The sequence below is a fragment of the Marinobacter alkalisoli genome (assembly GCF_045449855.1).
Taxonomy (GTDB): domain Bacteria; phylum Pseudomonadota; class Gammaproteobacteria; order Pseudomonadales; family Oleiphilaceae; genus Marinobacter.
This window is the reverse complement of record NZ_JBJJLC010000059.1, coordinates 73363-88282: the sequence shown is the minus strand read 5'-3', so window position 1 is coordinate 88282 and position 14920 is coordinate 73363. Positions and strand designations below refer to the sequence as shown.

Sequence of the window (14920 nt, the reverse complement as noted above, 5' to 3'; positions counted from 1 at the left end):
ATGAAATACGTGGCATTGGTTTACTACCGGGAACAGATCATCAATGACATGACCGAGCAGCAGTGGCATGACCTCAATCAGGAGTGCATCCGTTGTGTGGAGAATCTGGCTGACAAGGGTAAGTTCCTGGCCGGTCAGGCGCTCCAGCCGGTGGGCAGTGCCACCACCCTGAGGGTCAGGGATGGCGAGGTTCTGATGTCGGATGGTCCCTTCGCTGAAACCAAAGAACAGCTGGCAGGGTTCTATCTGCTGGAGGCCCGCGACCTGAACGAGGCGCTGCAACTGGCAAGCCATATTCCGCCGGCGCGCCTGGGCAGTATTGAAGTTCGTCCGGTGCGGGACCTGCCACCGAAGGACTGAATGGCGCCAGCGGACAATCAGACAGGAGGAATACCCATGACGTACGTTGATGGTTTTGTGGCTGCGGTGCCAACCGCCAACAAGGAGAAGTACATCCGGCATGCCCGGGACGCCGCCGTGGTGTTTAAGGAACACGGTGCCCTGAGTCTGGTGGAGTGTTGGGGGGACGACGTGCCCGAGGGCAAGGTCACCTCCTTCCCTATGGCCGTGAAGTGTCAGCCTGAGGAGACGGTGGTGTTTTCCTGGATCACCTGGCCGTCGAAGGAAGTGCGTAACGCCGCGATGCCAAAGGTGATGGAAGATCCGCGCCTGCAGGCCGACGTCAACCCCATGCCTTTCGATGGCAAGCGGCTGATTTACGGTGGCTTCCAGATGGAGGTGGACGAGTAAGCCGGGGTCCCTGACTGGCCCGTTGAACACCCGGCAACCGGGAGATTGGCCAATTCACCGGTTGCCGTAAATCGCTAACGTTGGATCATGGTTGGCCCGGACCCATATTTCGAAGGAGAGGGCCAGGAAGATTTTATCAGGAGCGAGGCCGCTACCATGAGCCAACAACATTTTGATGTACTGATTATCGGCGCCGGCGTTTCCGGCATTGGCATGGCGTGCCACCTCAACCGCGAGTGCCCCGGCAAGTCGTTCGCCATCCTCGAACGCCGCCAGTCTCTGGGCGGTACCTGGGACCTGTTCCGTTACCCGGGCATCCGTTCCGATTCCGACATGTTCACCTTCGGCTACAATTTCCGTCCGTGGACCGGTGGCAAGGTGCTGGCGGATGGCGCCTCCATCAAGAATTATGTGAAAGAAACGGCCGAGGAAAACGGCGTCGACAAGCACATTCAGTACGGTCTGGCGGTAAAAACCGCGGACTGGTCCAGTGTCGACAAGTGCTGGACGGTGACCGCCGAGCGGGAAGAGAGTGGCGAGACCGAAACCTTTACCGCCAGCTTCCTGGTGGGCTGCACCGGTTACTACAACTACGACAAGGGCTATAAACCCGATTTCCCCGGCGAAGAGGACTTCAAGGGCGAGGTGGTTCACCCCCAGCACTGGCCCGAGAATCTGGACTATGCCGGCAAGAAAGTCGTGGTGATCGGCAGTGGCGCCACCGCCATTACCCTGGTGCCAACCATGGCGGAGGAGGCGGCGCACGTCACCATGCTGCAGCGGTCGCCGACCTACCTGATGCCGTTGCCGTCTACTGATAAGGTGACCCTGGGCCTGCAGAAAGTGCTGCCCGCCAAGGCGGCCTACAAGATCACCCGCGCCCGCAACATCTCCATCGCGCGCCTGTTGTACGAGCGTTCCCGCAAGAGCCCGAAGGCCATGCGCCGGCTGTTCCTGAGTGTGATCAAGCATCAGGTGAACGGTAAGGCGGACATGCGCCACTTCACGCCGGACTACAACCCGTGGGATCAGCGTCTGTGTGTGGTCAAGGATGGCGATCTGTTCAAGGCGCTGAAATCGGGCAAGGCCTCTATCGCCACAGACCACATCGAGCGTTTCACCGAAACCGGTATCCGCCTGAAATCCGGTGAAGAGCTGGAAGCGGACATCATCATTCCGGCCACCGGCCTGGATATTCAGATGCTCGGTGGTATCAAGCCGGCGGTGGATGGCGAGACAGTGGTGATGAAGGACAAGATCATCTACAAGAACGTGCTGGTGGAAGGCGTACCCAATGCCGGTATGATCTTCGGTTACACCAACATTTCCTGGACCCTGAAGGCGGATATCGCCGCTGAATACCTGTGCCGCCTGATCAATCACATGGACAAGAAGGGTAGCCGTGTGGTGGTTCCGCGGGATACCGAGAACAGCCTTGGTGAAGATACCATTCTGGGCGCCCTTAGCTCTGGCTATATCAAGCGCGCGGAGGACAGGCTGCCGAAGCAGGGTACTCACGGCCCGTGGAAAGGTTCACAGAACTATCTGGAGGACGTGAAGATCCTGCGTTTTGATCCCATCGAGGATGGCTACCTGGAATTTGATGGCAAGCGCTCCCTTGACGTGTCGGAGAGCTCCACCGGGTTCCTGAAGCCGTTGCGGTCTGCGCTGTTCGGCTCATAACGGCTTACCGGGCCTGCGGGCCCGGTTACCTAAAGCATCTGTAAGTCGGTGCGGGAATATGTCAGGCTCTTTGGCCTTATTAATTGCAGTAAAGGCTATTGATGTATGTCGAAAACGGCCAAAAAGAAAAACAAGCCTCTGTGGCATCCGGTTTACTGGTCCTCCTGGCTGATTGTCTTCACGCTGTACCTACTATCGTTGCTGCCAATGCCGGTCAAACAGCGTTTTGGCAAGCGCCTGGGGTGTTTTCTGGAGCGCAAGCTGAAATCCCGCTCCAGGGTGGCCCACACCAACCTCGCCGCCTGTTTGCCGGAGTTGACTGAGGATGACCGGGAGCAACTGGTGCAGGATAATTTTATCGCCTGTACCCGTGGCTTTCTGGAAAGTACCCACGCCTGGTGGCGGGACATGTCCGGCTATTGCGAGAGCACGGAAATACACGGACTGGAGCACGTGGAGGAGGCAAAGGCGCTAAACCGGGGTGTGTTGCTGATCGGCGCCCACTACAGCATTTTTGATTTCGCCCTGCCACTGATTGCCTGCAAACTGGACAAGCCGGGGTACATGTACCGCCCCAACGACAACCCCGTCATCGATCGTATGATCGAGAAAGGCCGGCGCCGTCACTTCAATATTCGCTCGTTTTCCAAGCGCCAGCTGCCCAGGATGATGAAGTTCCTGAAGGATGGCGGCCAGGTGTGGTTTGCCTGTGACCAGGATTTCGGTCGCAAGACCGAGCTTTTCGTGCCGTTTTTTGGCGTGGATGCCGGCTGCATCACCTCTCCCAGCTATATTGCGCGGGAGTCCGGTGCGGCCGTGCTTTGTGTCAGCCATTTGCGGTTGCCTAACGGTCGCTATCGCGTGGAGTTTTCGCCCATCCAGGAAGACTTCGGCCAGGACGAAACCCGGGATGCCGAAATCTGGAACCGTTTTATCGAATCCACCATTCGGGAGTTCCCGGATCAATACCTGTGGCTCCATAAGCGTTTCAAGACCCGGCCAGAGGGGACGGCAAAGGTTTACTGACCACATCCGGAAAAATACATGAGGGCAGATGATGACCAAAGGTTATGAAAACCACCTATGGCTATTTCCCGGGCCCTCTGTTACCGTGCCTGCATCCTGCCTCTAAGGATTTCCGCAGTTTCCGGCCCTGTGCCCTTTGCGACCCATCCGATACGACCTGTCAGAGGACGTCACCCCGTTAACGGCGCGTGACCGTAGTCGTCTATTATTCCATGAATTTTCATGGCATCTGCCCGCATTCGCCGAGAACGGTGGTCGTGGAGGCAGAACAATCAAGAGTTGATCCAATATGAGCTTTTCTTCACTCGGTTTGTCCGAGCAGCTGGTCCGTGCCACTTCCGATCAGGGTTATGATACCCCGTCTCCCATTCAGGCCCAGGCGATTCCTGCCGTGCTTTCTGGCCGGGATGTGATGGCTGCCGCCCAGACCGGCACTGGCAAAACCGCCGGCTTTACCCTGCCGCTGTTGCAGCGCATTGGTGAGAACCCGCGCACCGGCAAGGGTCCCCGTGCCCTGATCCTGACGCCCACTCGTGAGTTGGCGGCTCAAGTTCACGACAGTGTGAATCTGTACAGCAAATACGTTCCCACCAAGGCCGCTGTGGTTTTCGGTGGCGTGAAAATCAATCCGCAGATGATGAAGCTGCGCAAGGGTCTGGACGTGCTGGTGGCAACACCGGGTCGGCTGATGGACCTGTACCAGCAGAACGCCGTTCGCTTCAACGAAGTGGAAATCCTGGTGCTCGACGAAGCCGACCGCATGCTGGACATGGGCTTCATCCGTGACATCCGCAAGATCCTTGCGCTGCTGCCGGCCAAGCGCCAGAACCTGCTGTTCTCCGCCACCTTCTCCAACGAGATCCGCACCCTGGCTAAGGGCCTGCTGGATAACCCGGTTCAGGTGGAAGTCGCGGCCCGTAATACCGCGGCGGAAAGCATCAAGCAGTCCGTCTACCCGGTAGACCAGAGCCAGAAAACCGCCCTGCTGAGCAAGCTGGTGCGTGACAATGCCTGGGAGCAGGTGCTGGTGTTTACCCGTACCAAGCATGGCGCCAACCGCCTGACCCAGAAGCTGGAGCGCGACGGTATTACCGCTGCGGCGATCCACGGCAACAAGTCACAGGGTGCCCGCACCCGTGCGCTGGCGGATTTCAAGCAGGGTGAAGTGCGTGTGCTGGTGGCGACTGATATCGCGGCCCGTGGCCTCGACATCAAACAGTTGCCCCAGGTCGTGAACTTTGAGCTGCCCAATGTGCCGGAAGATTATGTTCACCGTATTGGCCGTACCGGTCGTGCCGGTGAAAGTGGCCACGCGCTGTCATTGGTCAGTGCCGATGAAGGCAAGATGCTGGCGGGTATCGAAAGGCTGATCAAGATGCAACTGCCGCGCACGAGCGTGGAAGGCTTCGAGCCGACCAACAACCTGCCGCTCAAGCCCAAAGCTAAGGCCGATCCGAGCCGCGCCCGTAATCGCAACGGTAACGGTGGCAAGCCCCGCAGCTTCGGCGCCAAGCCGGCTGGTCGCAGTGGCGGTCGTAGTCAGAATGGCGGCGGTGGTCAGGGCCGGCGTTCACCGGCTCGCCAGAGCGCGTAACCGGACCCCGGCACTGCTGCAATAAAAGGCGGGGCCGAAGCCCCGCACAAGAGAACGTACCTGCCGGAAACCCACAGACCGTGAGGTTTCCGGCAGGTACGGGGATCAGAACTTGTCGATAAAGCCCACCATATAAACCATCGGGTCGAGCTACGGCTTGTCAGCCGGTCTTCTTTTTGCCGTCCGGCACGAATACATCACGAACCGTCAGCGGTTTGCCATCGACATCCTGGACTTCCACCGGGCGAATGGTGCGGCCGGTTTCACGATCCCGAAGATCCAGCGGCGCCTGATCCGGCGCCGGATTCCACTTGTCACCCCACTGGCGCAGGGCAATCACGATCGGGAACAGGTCACGGCCTTTCTCGGTCAGACGGTACTCGAAGCGGGAGCCGTGTTCGCCCACGTCCACCTTTTTCAGGACTTCGTTGTCCACCAATCGGGCCAGACGGTCACAGAGGATATTGCGGGCAATGCCCAGTTCCTGCTGGAAGTCCACAAAGCGACGGGTGCCATACATAGCGTGCAGCACCACAAGCAGGGACCACCAGTCCCCCACTTCATTCAGGGCACGGGCGACGGAGCAACTGGAATCATCAAAACGTTTTCTGGCCATATCGGGAAGTCTACCTAATAGGGTTGCATTTTAAAACCAGATTAAATAGGGTTGCATAAAGAAACCAGATTAATGAGGTTGCAATCTACTATGAGCATGAATCTTGGCCCCCTGTTTGACCCCTTTGAGATCCATAATCTGACCCTGCGCAACCGCGTTGCCATGGCCCCGATGACCCGCAATTTCTCGCCAGGCAATGCGCCGAGTCAGGAAGTGGTGGACTATTACCGTCGTCGCGCCGAAGGTGGCGTGGGACTGCTGATCACCGAAGGCACCACGGTGAACCATCCCGGCGCCAACGGTTACCCGAACGTGCCGTTCTTCCACGGCGATAATGCCCTTGCCGGCTGGAAGGACGTTGTTGATGCGGTTCATGAAGCCGGCGGCGCTATCTTCCCCCAGTTGTGGCATGTGGGCGCGGTGCGCAAGGAAGGCACGGAGCCAGACCCGAAAGTGCCGGGTTACAGCCCGTCCGGCCTGTTTGCGCCGGGCAAGCCCAACGGCAAAGCCATGAGCAAGGACGACATTGACGATGTGATCAATGCCTTCGCCGACGCCGCCCAGGACGCCAAGGCGCTGGGTTTCGACGGTGTCGAGATCCACGGTGCCCATGGTTACCTGTTGGACCAGTTCCTGTGGGAAGGCACCAACCAGCGTGACGATGAGTACGGCGGCAGCATGGAAAACCGCCTGCGCTTTGTGGTGGAAATCATCGAAGCCGTGCGCCACCGTGTGGGCCCGGATTTCCCGATCATGCTGCGGTTCTCCCAGTGGAAGCAGCAGGATTACGAGGCGAAACTGGTGAACACTCCGGAGGAGCTGGAACAGTTCCTGAAGCCCCTGGTGGAAGCAGGTGTGGATATCTTCCACGCGTCGACCCGCCGTTTCTGGGAGCCGGAATTCGAAGGTTCCGAGCTCAACCTGGCGGGCTGGACCCAGAAGCTGTCTGGCAAGCCGACCATGTCTGTTGGCAGCGTGGGCCTGACCGAAGACTTCATCAGCGGCACCTTCGCCAGCAAGAAGGAAGCGGTGGAGCAGGCTGGCATCGACGAACTGGTGGAGCGTATGAACAACCACGAGTTCGAGCTGATCGCTGTTGGTCGTGCCCTGTTGCAGGATCCGGAGTGGCTGGTCAAGGTAAAGGAAGGTCGCATCCACGAAGTGGAGGCGTTTGCCAAGAAGTCACTGGCGAAGCTTTACTGATTGTATGAAGCGTTGACGTGAGCCCCGGCCACCCGCCGGGGCTTTTTTGTGTCTGTCTGTGCTGTAATTTAACCTTACTTCAAAACCCGTATGATTGACGGTCTGATCATCAAAAAAAGGATATATCATGAGGCCCGTTGCATCTTTTTCTGCCATGATTCTGGTTGCCTTGTCGTTAACCATTGCCGGCTGTGCCACCGTCGGCCAGGACTTTGCCACTCACAATGTTGACCAGATCGAGATCGGAGAAACCACCCGGGCGGAAATCCAGGACATGTTTGGCCAGCCCTGGCGCACCGGTGTTGAGGATGGCAAGCGCACCTGGACATACGGCAAGTACCGCTGGTCTGCCTTTGGTGACGCCGAAACAACGGACCTGGTGGTGCGATTCAATCAGGACGGAACGGTGGCATCCTACGTTTATAACACCACCGAATAGGCGCCAGGACGCGGGAGGCTGGGGTAATGGATGACCAGAGTGACCCGGCTAATATAGAACAGTTACTGGACCGGCTGGAGGCCGTGGTGACCGACCGTTCCCACGTGTCCATCGGGGAAATGATGGATGCCATAGGGCGCAGAACGTTCGGGCCCGTGGTGCTTCTGGTGGGGCTCATTCTGGTTACACCGCTGAGCGGTGTGCCGGGAATACCGACGCTGATGGGGTTGCTTACCCTGTTGACCCTGGGACAGGTTCTGCTGGGGCGACAGCATTTCTGGTTGCCGGGTTGGCTGGTGCAGCGAAAGGTGGCGCGCCAGAAGCTCTTGCAGGGACTGAAGTTGTTGCGCCCGCCCGCCAGAAAGATTGACCGCCTGATCCGCCCACGGCTCACCCTGTTGGTCAAGGGGCCCGGACTTTATGCGATGGCGCTGGGGTGCATGGTGATTGCCGTGGTGATGCCGGCAACGGAAGTTGTCCCGTTCAGCTCCAGTATTGCCGGCGTAGCCCTTGTGCTATTTGGCCTGACCATGATTTCGAGGGATGGCCTGCTGGCCCTGTTCGCCTGGGGGATCTCACTGACCGGCCCCATCATGCTTGTCCGCAACCTTGGTGGATAAGTAGCAGGCCGAGTTGATAGGCGCTTCTGCCGCGATCTGATCGAACCGGGCTGCCGGGACGGCCAGAGCCAGTCCCGGCAGATTGAGCGGTTCTTTGCAAAAGGGGCAGAGGCCTGATCGATCAGCCCCGTAAACCACCCACCAGCCTGTCGATGCTTTCCTTGGCGTCACCAAACAGCATGCGGGTGTTGTCCTTGAAGAACAGCGGGTTCTCGACACCGGAGTAACCGGTGGCCATGCCCCGCTTGAGGACAACCACCTGCCGGGCTTTCCATACTTCCAGTACCGGCATGCCGGCAATGGGGCTGCCGGGATCCTCAGCGGCGGCCGGGTTCACCGTATCGTTGGCGCCGATGACCAGCACCACGTCGGTTTCCGGGAAATCGGCGTTGATCTCGTCCATTTCCAGCACGATGTCGTAGGGTACGTGGGCTTCCGCCAGCAATACGTTCATGTGGCCGGGCAGACGGCCGGCTACGGGGTGAATGCCGAAGCGCACGTTTACGCCCCGCTCCCGCAGTATCCGGGTCATATCGCTGACTCCGTTCTGAGCCTGGGCCACCGCCATGCCGTAGCCGGGCACGATGATGACGGAATCGGCGTTGCGCAGTTCCTCGCAGACTTCATCGGCACTGGATTCGTAGACCGTCTGGTCCGGATCGGTAGCGCTGGCGCTGCTTGTCGTCTGGCCAAAACCGCCGAGGATCACACTGATAAACGACCGGTTCATGGCCTTGCACATGATGTAACTGAGGATGGCACCGCTGCTGCCCACCAGGGCACCCACGACAATCAGCAGGTCGTTGCCGAGCATGAAGCCGATGGAGGCAGCAGCCCACCCGGAATAACTGTTGAGCATGGACACCACCACCGGCATATCGGCCCCGCCGATGGCCATGATCAGGTGAATGCCGAGCACCGAGGCAATGGCGGTCATCAGAACCAGGGAGATCAGGCCGAATGCCATGCTGTTGGTACCGAGGAACCAGGCCCCCAGCAACACGCAGGCGATAACCGCCACCAGGTTCATCAGGTGCCGGCCGGGCAGGGTCAGCGCCTTGCTGTCGATGCGGCCATCCAGCTTGCCACAGGCCACCAGCGACCCGGTGAAGGTCACCGCGCCGATAAAGATGCCCACAAACACCTCTACCAGTTTGATGGTGTGTTCCGCTCCGACCGTTGCAATCAGCGGTTCGATGTAGCCGGAAAAACCGACCAGCACCGCCGCCAGACCGACAAAGCTGTGAAGCAGGGCGACCAGTTGCGGCATCTGGGTCATTTCCACCTTGTTGGCGATGGGAATGCCGATTGCGGCACCCAATAGCACCGCAATCACGATAGCGGTAACGCCGCCGTCACCCACGCTGGCGAGGGTGGCCCCCACCGCGATGATGATGCCGGCAACGCCATAGAGATTGCCGCGCCGTGCGGACTCCTGGTGGCTAAGGCCACCCAGACTGAGGATAAAACAGATACTTGCGACCACGTAGGCCACGCTCACCAATCCTGTGCTCATATCGGGCGCCTCCTACTTGCGGAACATTTTGAGCATGCGATGGGTGACCCGGAAGCCGCCCCCCACGTTGATGCTGGCAATCAGCACCGCGACAAAGGCCATAATGCCGACGGCAATATTCTCCGCCTGGGCCAGGTGCAGAATGGCACCGATCACAATGATGCCGCTGATGGCGTTGGTCACACTCATCAGGGGGGTGTGCAGGGACGGTGTCACGTTCCAGATCACCTGCCAGCCGATAAAGCAGGCCAGCACAAACACCGTAAAGTGTTGCAGGAAGCTTTCCGGCGCGTGGGCACCGACGCCATAGAGTGCCAGGGCCGTCACGATCAGCAGAACACTCCTGCCAATCAGTCTGCGGCGGTCGGCGTCCTTCTTTGCCGCGGCCTTGTCGGCAGCCGACGGTTCCTCCGTGGCCGGTGCTGGTTTGGGGCTGACCGGTGCCTCCGGCTGGGGTGGTGGCCAGGTAATGTCGTTCTCCCGCACCACCGTCAGACCACGGATGACATCGTCGTCCATGTTGACCAGGGGCTGGCCGTCTTTCTCCGGGGTCAATTCGGTGAGCAGGTGCACCAGGTTGGTGGCGTAGAGATCGCTGGCCACCTTGGCCATGCGGCTGGGCAGGTCGGTGTAGCCGATCAGCGTCACACCATGGTGATGGGCCACCTTGCCCGGTTCCGTCAGTTCGCAGTTGCCGCCGCGTTCCGACGCCAGATCGACAATCACGCTACCAGGTTTCATGGACTTCACCATGTCGGCAGTGATCAGTTTCGGGGCGGGTTTGCCGGGAATCAACGCGGTGGTGATGATGATGTCCACTTCCTCGGCCTGCTCCGCAAATAGCGCCATTTCCGCCTTGATGAACTCATCACTCATCTGCTTGGCGTAGCCGCCGCTACCGCTGCCGTCCTCGTCATCGAAATCCAGCACCAGGAATTCGGCCCCCATGCTCTCGACCTGTTCCTTCACTTCCAAGCGGGTATCAAACGCCCGCACAATAGCGCCCATGCTGTTGGCGGCGCCGATCGCAGCGAGGCCCGCCACACCGGCACCGATCACCATGATCTTCGCCGGCGGCACCTTGCCCGCTGCCGTCACCTGCCCGGTAAAGAAACGCCCGAAATTGTTGGCTGCCTCAATCACCGCCCGATAGCCGGCAATATTCGCCATGGCGCTGAGCGCATCCATCTTCTGGGCACGACTGATGCGGGGCAGACTGTCGATGGCGAACGAAGTAATCTTCCTGGCCGCCAGTTTCTCCAGCAGCTCCGGATTCTGCGCCGGCCAGAGATAGCTGACCAGAAACGCCCCCTCTTTCATCAGGTCCACTTCGTGTTTGTTCAGGGCGGGATTGTCCATGGGGGCGCGCACCTTGAGGATAAAGTCCGCTTCCTGCCACAGCGACGTGGTATCGGCCGCTATCGCCGCACCCACTTTTTCGTAGGCGTCATCCGAGTAGTTGGCGGCCTCGCCAGCGCCAGTTTCGACAACGACCTCGTAACCAAGGCCAACGAGTTTGTGAACGGACGGCGGTGTGGCCGCTACCCGCCGCTCATCCTTGAAGATTTCTCTGGGTATACCTATTTTCATTGTTGGCATGTCCTCCGGATTGCCCGATGAACCAGTTGTCTGGATACCCACATACTAGTTCAAGCTGACGGAATTGCCCGGAATACCCCAAAAAACGGTAAGTTACTCCACCCGTCAGGAGGATTTTTTCACTAGGTTTTCGATCTCATCCTGGGACAGGTTATCCAACATGGCGCCCCGGAACTGCCGGTTAATAAAACGCTCGGTTTCCTGCTGAATGGTCTCCCGCTGCTCCGGTTTTTCGATGTAATCCATGGCCCGGAACAGAATGTAGCGAATGGTCATGCGGGAAATTTCGTGAATAGTCTCCGGCGGCACGGCACTGACCAGTTGCCGCTCGATAATGTCCTCGGCCATCTCCCGGGCGCTGGCGTTGAGCTGGGCTTCCAGGGCCTTGCGCAACAGCTGAGAAGGACCATGAAGTTCCCGCACCGCGACGGTGGTCGCTGAAGGATTAGACAGAAAGTAGTGGTACACAAACGCGACGGTATCGTGGGACGCCTGCTCGGAGCTTTCCGCCATCCGCCGCAATTCCCGCACACCGGACTTCATGTCTGCAGCGATGTACCCCAGCACTTGCAGCCCGAACTCGTCCAGGTTCTTGAAGTGACGGTAAAAGGTATTCGGGTTGAGCCCCGCCTCGCGGGCCAGTTCCCGAAGTCCCAATGATGTCAGGCTACGGCTTTCGGTAATCAGACGAAGGCCAGCCTGTACCAGCTTCAGCTTCCCACCGGTTAAAGCGTTCATGCGATTTCCACCCAAAGTTAATGGTCTGGTTGGGCGGGCAGGGCTTCCGAAAATGCTCGTAGCCATGGGTGAAGAGCGAGAGCTCTTCACGGGCTGGCCATGGACGGCCTGCCCAGGACCCACCATGCGACGCAGGAGCATTAAGCATGGTGGGGCGGAGAGCAAGCGTCCACGGACGTACTTGCAGCGGTTTTCGGAAGCCCCAACGACCCAACTGCCCGCCAAACCCGGAAGTCAGGACAACCTGTTGTCTCCTTGGGCCAAACGAAGCTTATCTGAATTCAAGAAGTATACAGCTGTCTACTTTGTTATGTATACATGTGTATACCGTCAATCATCATGGCGAAACAGACAACAACAGGCAAGGCCAAATGGCCAGCGAACAACGAGGTAGAGTTATGAGTCAGTCAGCACAAATTGCCATCATCGGCACCGGATTCTCCGGCCTGGGCATGGGCATCAAGCTCAAGGAAGCCGGTTACGACAACTTCGTGATCCTCGAGCAAAGCGACGACGTCGGCGGCACCTGGCACGAAAACCACTACCCGGGTTGCGCCTGTGACGTGCAGTCTGCTCTGTACTCCTTCTCGTTCGAACAGAACCCGAACTGGAGCCGCATGTTCGCGCAGCAAAAAGAAATCCAGGCCTACCTGCGTCAATGCGCCGAAAAATACGACCTGATGAAGCACGTGCGTCTGAACACCCACGTGGCGGGCGCCAAATTAGACGAAAAGACCCAGACCTGGACCGTCGAAACCTGCGACAGCCCGAAACTGTGGGCCTACATGCAGGAAAAGGGTCTCAAACCCGGCGACAAACTGGATCGCAAAGATCAAGACCTGCCAGCATTCAGCTCTTTCAAGGCTGATGTTGTGGTCTCCGGCATGGGCGGCCTCAGCACCCCGGCCTACCCGCACATCAAGGGTATCGAGAGCTTCACCGGCAAGAGCTTCCACTCCCAGGACTGGGACCACAGCTACGACTTCAAAGGCAAGCGGGTTGCGGTGATCGGTACCGGTGCCTCCGCCATCCAGTTCGTTCCGGAAGTGGCCAAAGAAGCCGGTCACCTGGACCTGTACCAGCGTACCCCGCCGTGGATCGTGCCCAAGCCGGACCGCGAGATCCGTCCGCTGGAGAAACTGATGTTCCGCAAGTTCCCGCAGACCCTGAACGCCTTCCGTCAGAGCATCTACTGGACCCTGGAAGCGCGGGTACTGGGCTTCGTGGGCAATCCGCGCATCCTCAAGATCGGTGAGTTGCAGGCCCGTCGCCATATTCGCAACCAGATCAAGGACAAGGAACTGCGCAAGAAGGTGACCCCGGATTTCCACTTCGGCTGCAAGCGGGTACTGATCTCCAACAACTACTACCCGGCCTTGGCCCAAGACAACGTGGACGTGCTGACCGACGGCATCCGTGAAGTGCGCGGTAATGTCATCGTCGACAACAACGGCAACGAGCGGGAAGTGGACTGCATCATCTACGGCACCGGTTTCAAGGCCCAGGACCCGGTCCCGGCCGGCATGGTCTACGGTCGCAACGGCCAGGACCTGCTGGACGCCTGGAAAGAAGGCGCGGAAGCCTACAAGGGCAGCACCATCAACGGCTTCCCCAACTTCTTTATGCTGATGGGCCCCAACACCGGCCTCGGCCACAGCTCCATGGTGTACATGATCGAGAGCCAGATCCAGTACGTGCTGGATGCTTTGAAGAAAATGCAGAAGCACGGCTGGAAGAGCGTGGAAGTGAAGGAAGACGCCCTGAGCAAATACAACGCCTCGATTCACGCCAAGCTCGGCGACTCCGTCTGGCAGACTGGGTGCAAAAGCTGGTACGTCAACGAAAACGGCAAGAACACCACGCTGTGGCCGGGCTTCACCTGGCAGTTCCGCCAGCAGACAAAACGGTTCGATGCGGCGCAGTATGTGTGTGAGCCAGAGGCTGTAGAAGTGGGCGAGGCCGCGCCGGCGTTGTAAGTTACCTGGCCAACATACTACCCAATATGGGCATTAAATTACCCATATTGGGTATTGGCCGTCTAACCGTCAGTATCCTTCAGTTCATTGACTGCCAATCTCACTTCCTCACAAACCCGGATAAGGCTTGCAACCAGGCTCTCATCTACGTCAATAAAGCCCTCGTATTCCGCGAGGTTCCGTTTGCGATGGGCCTGATCAAGAATGCGCCATTTCGCAGAGGGAAGGTCCAGCGTGTGCTGCAGACATTGAAAAACAAGGTATCGGTTGTCAGAGCGATACCCGAGATGACGCAATGCTGCGAGTGATAGCGCATGAACGGCGTTATAAGTCAGATCAAAGCGGCTTTCCAGACTGAGTGATTCCAGTTGTGCGTCTTGCAGTCGGATACTGCCGGATTGGATAAGGCCAATTACCTCGCTGGCATCAGCGGCTTCGTGATGGAGTTTGCGAATGTTGACCAGATTCTCAAGTGCTTCCTTGTTCATCAATGATTCCCTTCAATAGCAGGTACGGTCCATTCAGTACCTTTCTTATAAACGGATTGTCGTTGTTCCGACGCTTTTCAAATTCGTGCCTGGTGTAGAGCGTGGGGTTCACGGGCCGCGACAGCTTCTGCTCCACCGGTTCCAGTGCGGTAAACACATCTTCGAGGGTTAATGTGTCAGAAACCAGCATAAGGTCGATGTCACTGTCCGCCCGATCGGTATTCTTGGCAACCGAACCATAGACCAGCGCCAAGTCGATTTCACTGTCCTTGGCGCTCAGGGCATTCTTGACTTCTTGAGCCGGCCCAAGGGTTTTTGCAACCAGAGAGCACAATTCCGGAAAAATAGGCGCGTCCTGATTGGCTCTATAGCGCTTCTGGCGCCCCTTGACCTCGACAGTGACCAATCCGCTGTCCACGAATCGTCCTACTTCCCGCTGAACTGCCCCGGAGCCGGCCCTTGCCCGTTCGATCAATTCGGCTAGTGAAAACTCCTGATCAGGCTGCATGAATAGGAGGCCAAGCACTTTTTGCCGGGTGCCTGAAAACAAGGCATCTGCAAGGCTGGAATTTGAAGCCATTGAGGGGGTCACCGGTGATTATCGAGTTCTTTCAGATTAATGCCTAATTTGGGTAATTGTATACCCATTTTGGATATGTGCAAGGTGTGTGT

At 58.3% G+C, this 14920-nt stretch carries 15 protein-coding genes; 9 read left to right on the top strand and 6 right to left on the bottom strand.

What is annotated here, in order from left to right; translation table 11 throughout:
• The 5 genes from ACJO5Y_RS19960 (at position 1) to ACJO5Y_RS19940 (ending at position 5053) form a co-directional block, all read left to right on the top strand.
• Positions 1-360: a YciI family protein gene (locus ACJO5Y_RS19960; RefSeq protein ID WP_406989603.1), complete on the top strand. Its 360-nt coding sequence runs from the start codon at positions 1-3 to the stop codon at positions 358-360.
• 36 nt (positions 361-396) lie between these two features.
• Positions 397-750: a DUF1428 domain-containing protein gene (locus ACJO5Y_RS19955; RefSeq protein ID WP_406989602.1), complete on the top strand. Its 354-nt coding sequence runs from the start codon at positions 397-399 to the stop codon at positions 748-750.
• A gap of 156 nt (positions 751-906) precedes the next feature.
• Complete coding sequence (locus tag ACJO5Y_RS19950; protein WP_406989600.1) at positions 907-2433, top strand: flavin-containing monooxygenase; 1527 nt, start codon at positions 907-909, stop codon at positions 2431-2433.
• Positions 2434-2538: 105 nt separating this feature from the next.
• On the top strand, positions 2539-3459 hold the full coding sequence (locus tag ACJO5Y_RS19945; RefSeq protein WP_406989598.1) for a lysophospholipid acyltransferase family protein: 921 nt from the start codon (positions 2539-2541) through the stop codon (positions 3457-3459).
• Between the two features lie 289 nt (positions 3460-3748).
• Positions 3749-5053, top strand: coding sequence for a DEAD/DEAH box helicase (locus ACJO5Y_RS19940; protein ID WP_406989596.1), 1305 nt, complete (start codon positions 3749-3751; stop codon positions 5051-5053).
• Between the two features lie 160 nt (positions 5054-5213).
• Here the strand turns inward: ACJO5Y_RS19940 and ACJO5Y_RS19935 are convergent, their stop codons facing one another.
• Positions 5214-5669, bottom strand: coding sequence for a winged helix-turn-helix transcriptional regulator (locus tag ACJO5Y_RS19935; protein WP_406989594.1), 456 nt, complete (start codon positions 5667-5669; stop codon positions 5214-5216).
• A gap of 90 nt (positions 5670-5759) precedes the next feature.
• On the opposite strand from ACJO5Y_RS19935, the gene ACJO5Y_RS19930 reads away from it, so the two are divergent.
• The 3 genes from ACJO5Y_RS19930 to ACJO5Y_RS19920 all read left to right on the top strand — a co-directional run bounded on the left by ACJO5Y_RS19930 (position 5760) and on the right by ACJO5Y_RS19920 (position 7931).
• Positions 5760-6872 (top strand): NADH:flavin oxidoreductase, encoded by a 1113-nt coding sequence (locus ACJO5Y_RS19930; protein WP_406989592.1) that lies wholly within the window; start codon positions 5760-5762, stop codon positions 6870-6872.
• A 127-nt stretch (positions 6873-6999) separates the two neighbouring features.
• Positions 7000-7311 (top strand): outer membrane protein assembly factor BamE domain-containing protein, encoded by a 312-nt coding sequence (gene bamE, locus ACJO5Y_RS19925; RefSeq protein WP_406989590.1) that lies wholly within the window; start codon positions 7000-7002, stop codon positions 7309-7311.
• Between the two features lie 26 nt (positions 7312-7337).
• The gene (locus ACJO5Y_RS19920; protein ID WP_406989589.1) at positions 7338-7931 is read left to right on the top strand and encodes an exopolysaccharide biosynthesis protein; all 594 of its coding nucleotides are present in this window, start codon (positions 7338-7340) and stop codon (positions 7929-7931) included.
• A 121-nt stretch (positions 7932-8052) separates the two neighbouring features.
• On the opposite strand, the gene pntB is transcribed toward ACJO5Y_RS19920, so the two are convergent.
• The 3 genes from pntB to ACJO5Y_RS19905 all read right to left on the bottom strand — a co-directional run bounded on the left by pntB (position 8053) and on the right by ACJO5Y_RS19905 (position 11784).
• The gene (pntB, locus tag ACJO5Y_RS19915; protein ID WP_406989588.1) at positions 8053-9447 is read right to left on the bottom strand and encodes a Re/Si-specific NAD(P)(+) transhydrogenase subunit beta; all 1395 of its coding nucleotides are present in this window, start codon (positions 9445-9447) and stop codon (positions 8053-8055) included.
• 12 nt (positions 9448-9459) lie between these two features.
• Entirely contained in the window at positions 9460-11037 is a 1578-nt protein-coding gene (locus ACJO5Y_RS19910) for a Re/Si-specific NAD(P)(+) transhydrogenase subunit alpha (protein ID WP_406989587.1), read from the bottom strand.
• Positions 11038-11151: 114 nt separating this feature from the next.
• Positions 11152-11784 carry a TetR family transcriptional regulator gene (locus tag ACJO5Y_RS19905; protein ID WP_406989586.1) on the bottom strand — a complete coding sequence of 211 codons (633 nt, stop codon included), beginning with the start codon at positions 11782-11784 and terminating at the stop codon, positions 11152-11154.
• A 398-nt stretch (positions 11785-12182) separates the two neighbouring features.
• On the opposite strand from ACJO5Y_RS19905, the gene ACJO5Y_RS19900 reads away from it, so the two are divergent.
• A complete protein-coding gene (locus ACJO5Y_RS19900; protein ID WP_406989585.1) occupies positions 12183-13760 on the top strand; it encodes a flavin-containing monooxygenase in 1578 nt (525 codons plus the stop codon).
• A gap of 62 nt (positions 13761-13822) precedes the next feature.
• Here ACJO5Y_RS19900 and ACJO5Y_RS19895 read toward each other — a convergent pair whose 3' ends face one another.
• Together ACJO5Y_RS19895 and ACJO5Y_RS19890 are read right to left on the bottom strand one after the other, a co-directional pair.
• Entirely contained in the window at positions 13823-14248 is a 426-nt protein-coding gene (locus ACJO5Y_RS19895) for a hypothetical protein (protein ID WP_406989584.1), read from the bottom strand.
• Entirely contained in the window at positions 14229-14828 is a 600-nt protein-coding gene (locus tag ACJO5Y_RS19890) for a nucleotidyltransferase domain-containing protein (RefSeq protein WP_406989583.1), read from the bottom strand. Before ACJO5Y_RS19890 ends, ACJO5Y_RS19895 begins: the two co-directional genes overlap by 20 nt.
• Between the last annotated feature and the right edge of the window lie 92 nt (positions 14829-14920).

Coding starts and splice junctions, on each gene's coding strand:
- ACJO5Y_RS19960 (WP_406989603.1), top strand. CDS start 1: ATGAAATACGTGGCATTGGTTTACTACCGGGAACAGATCATCAATGAC.
- ACJO5Y_RS19955 (WP_406989602.1), top strand. CDS start 397: ATGACGTACGTTGATGGTTTTGTGGCTGCGGTGCCAACCGCCAACAAG.
- ACJO5Y_RS19950 (WP_406989600.1), top strand. CDS start 907: ATGAGCCAACAACATTTTGATGTACTGATTATCGGCGCCGGCGTTTCC.
- ACJO5Y_RS19945 (WP_406989598.1), top strand. CDS start 2,539: ATGTCGAAAACGGCCAAAAAGAAAAACAAGCCTCTGTGGCATCCGGTT.
- ACJO5Y_RS19940 (WP_406989596.1), top strand. CDS start 3,749: ATGAGCTTTTCTTCACTCGGTTTGTCCGAGCAGCTGGTCCGTGCCACT.
- ACJO5Y_RS19935 (WP_406989594.1), bottom strand. CDS start 5,669: ATGGCCAGAAAACGTTTTGATGATTCCAGTTGCTCCGTCGCCCGTGCC.
- ACJO5Y_RS19930 (WP_406989592.1), top strand. CDS start 5,760: ATGAGCATGAATCTTGGCCCCCTGTTTGACCCCTTTGAGATCCATAAT.
- bamE (WP_406989590.1), top strand. CDS start 7,000: ATGAGGCCCGTTGCATCTTTTTCTGCCATGATTCTGGTTGCCTTGTCG.
- ACJO5Y_RS19920 (WP_406989589.1), top strand. CDS start 7,338: ATGGATGACCAGAGTGACCCGGCTAATATAGAACAGTTACTGGACCGG.
- pntB (WP_406989588.1), bottom strand. CDS start 9,447: ATGAGCACAGGATTGGTGAGCGTGGCCTACGTGGTCGCAAGTATCTGT.
- ACJO5Y_RS19910 (WP_406989587.1), bottom strand. CDS start 11,037: ATGAAAATAGGTATACCCAGAGAAATCTTCAAGGATGAGCGGCGGGTA.
- ACJO5Y_RS19905 (WP_406989586.1), bottom strand. CDS start 11,784: ATGAACGCTTTAACCGGTGGGAAGCTGAAGCTGGTACAGGCTGGCCTT.
- ACJO5Y_RS19900 (WP_406989585.1), top strand. CDS start 12,183: ATGAGTCAGTCAGCACAAATTGCCATCATCGGCACCGGATTCTCCGGC.
- ACJO5Y_RS19895 (WP_406989584.1), bottom strand. CDS start 14,248: ATGAACAAGGAAGCACTTGAGAATCTGGTCAACATTCGCAAACTCCAT.
- ACJO5Y_RS19890 (WP_406989583.1), bottom strand. CDS start 14,828: ATGGCTTCAAATTCCAGCCTTGCAGATGCCTTGTTTTCAGGCACCCGG.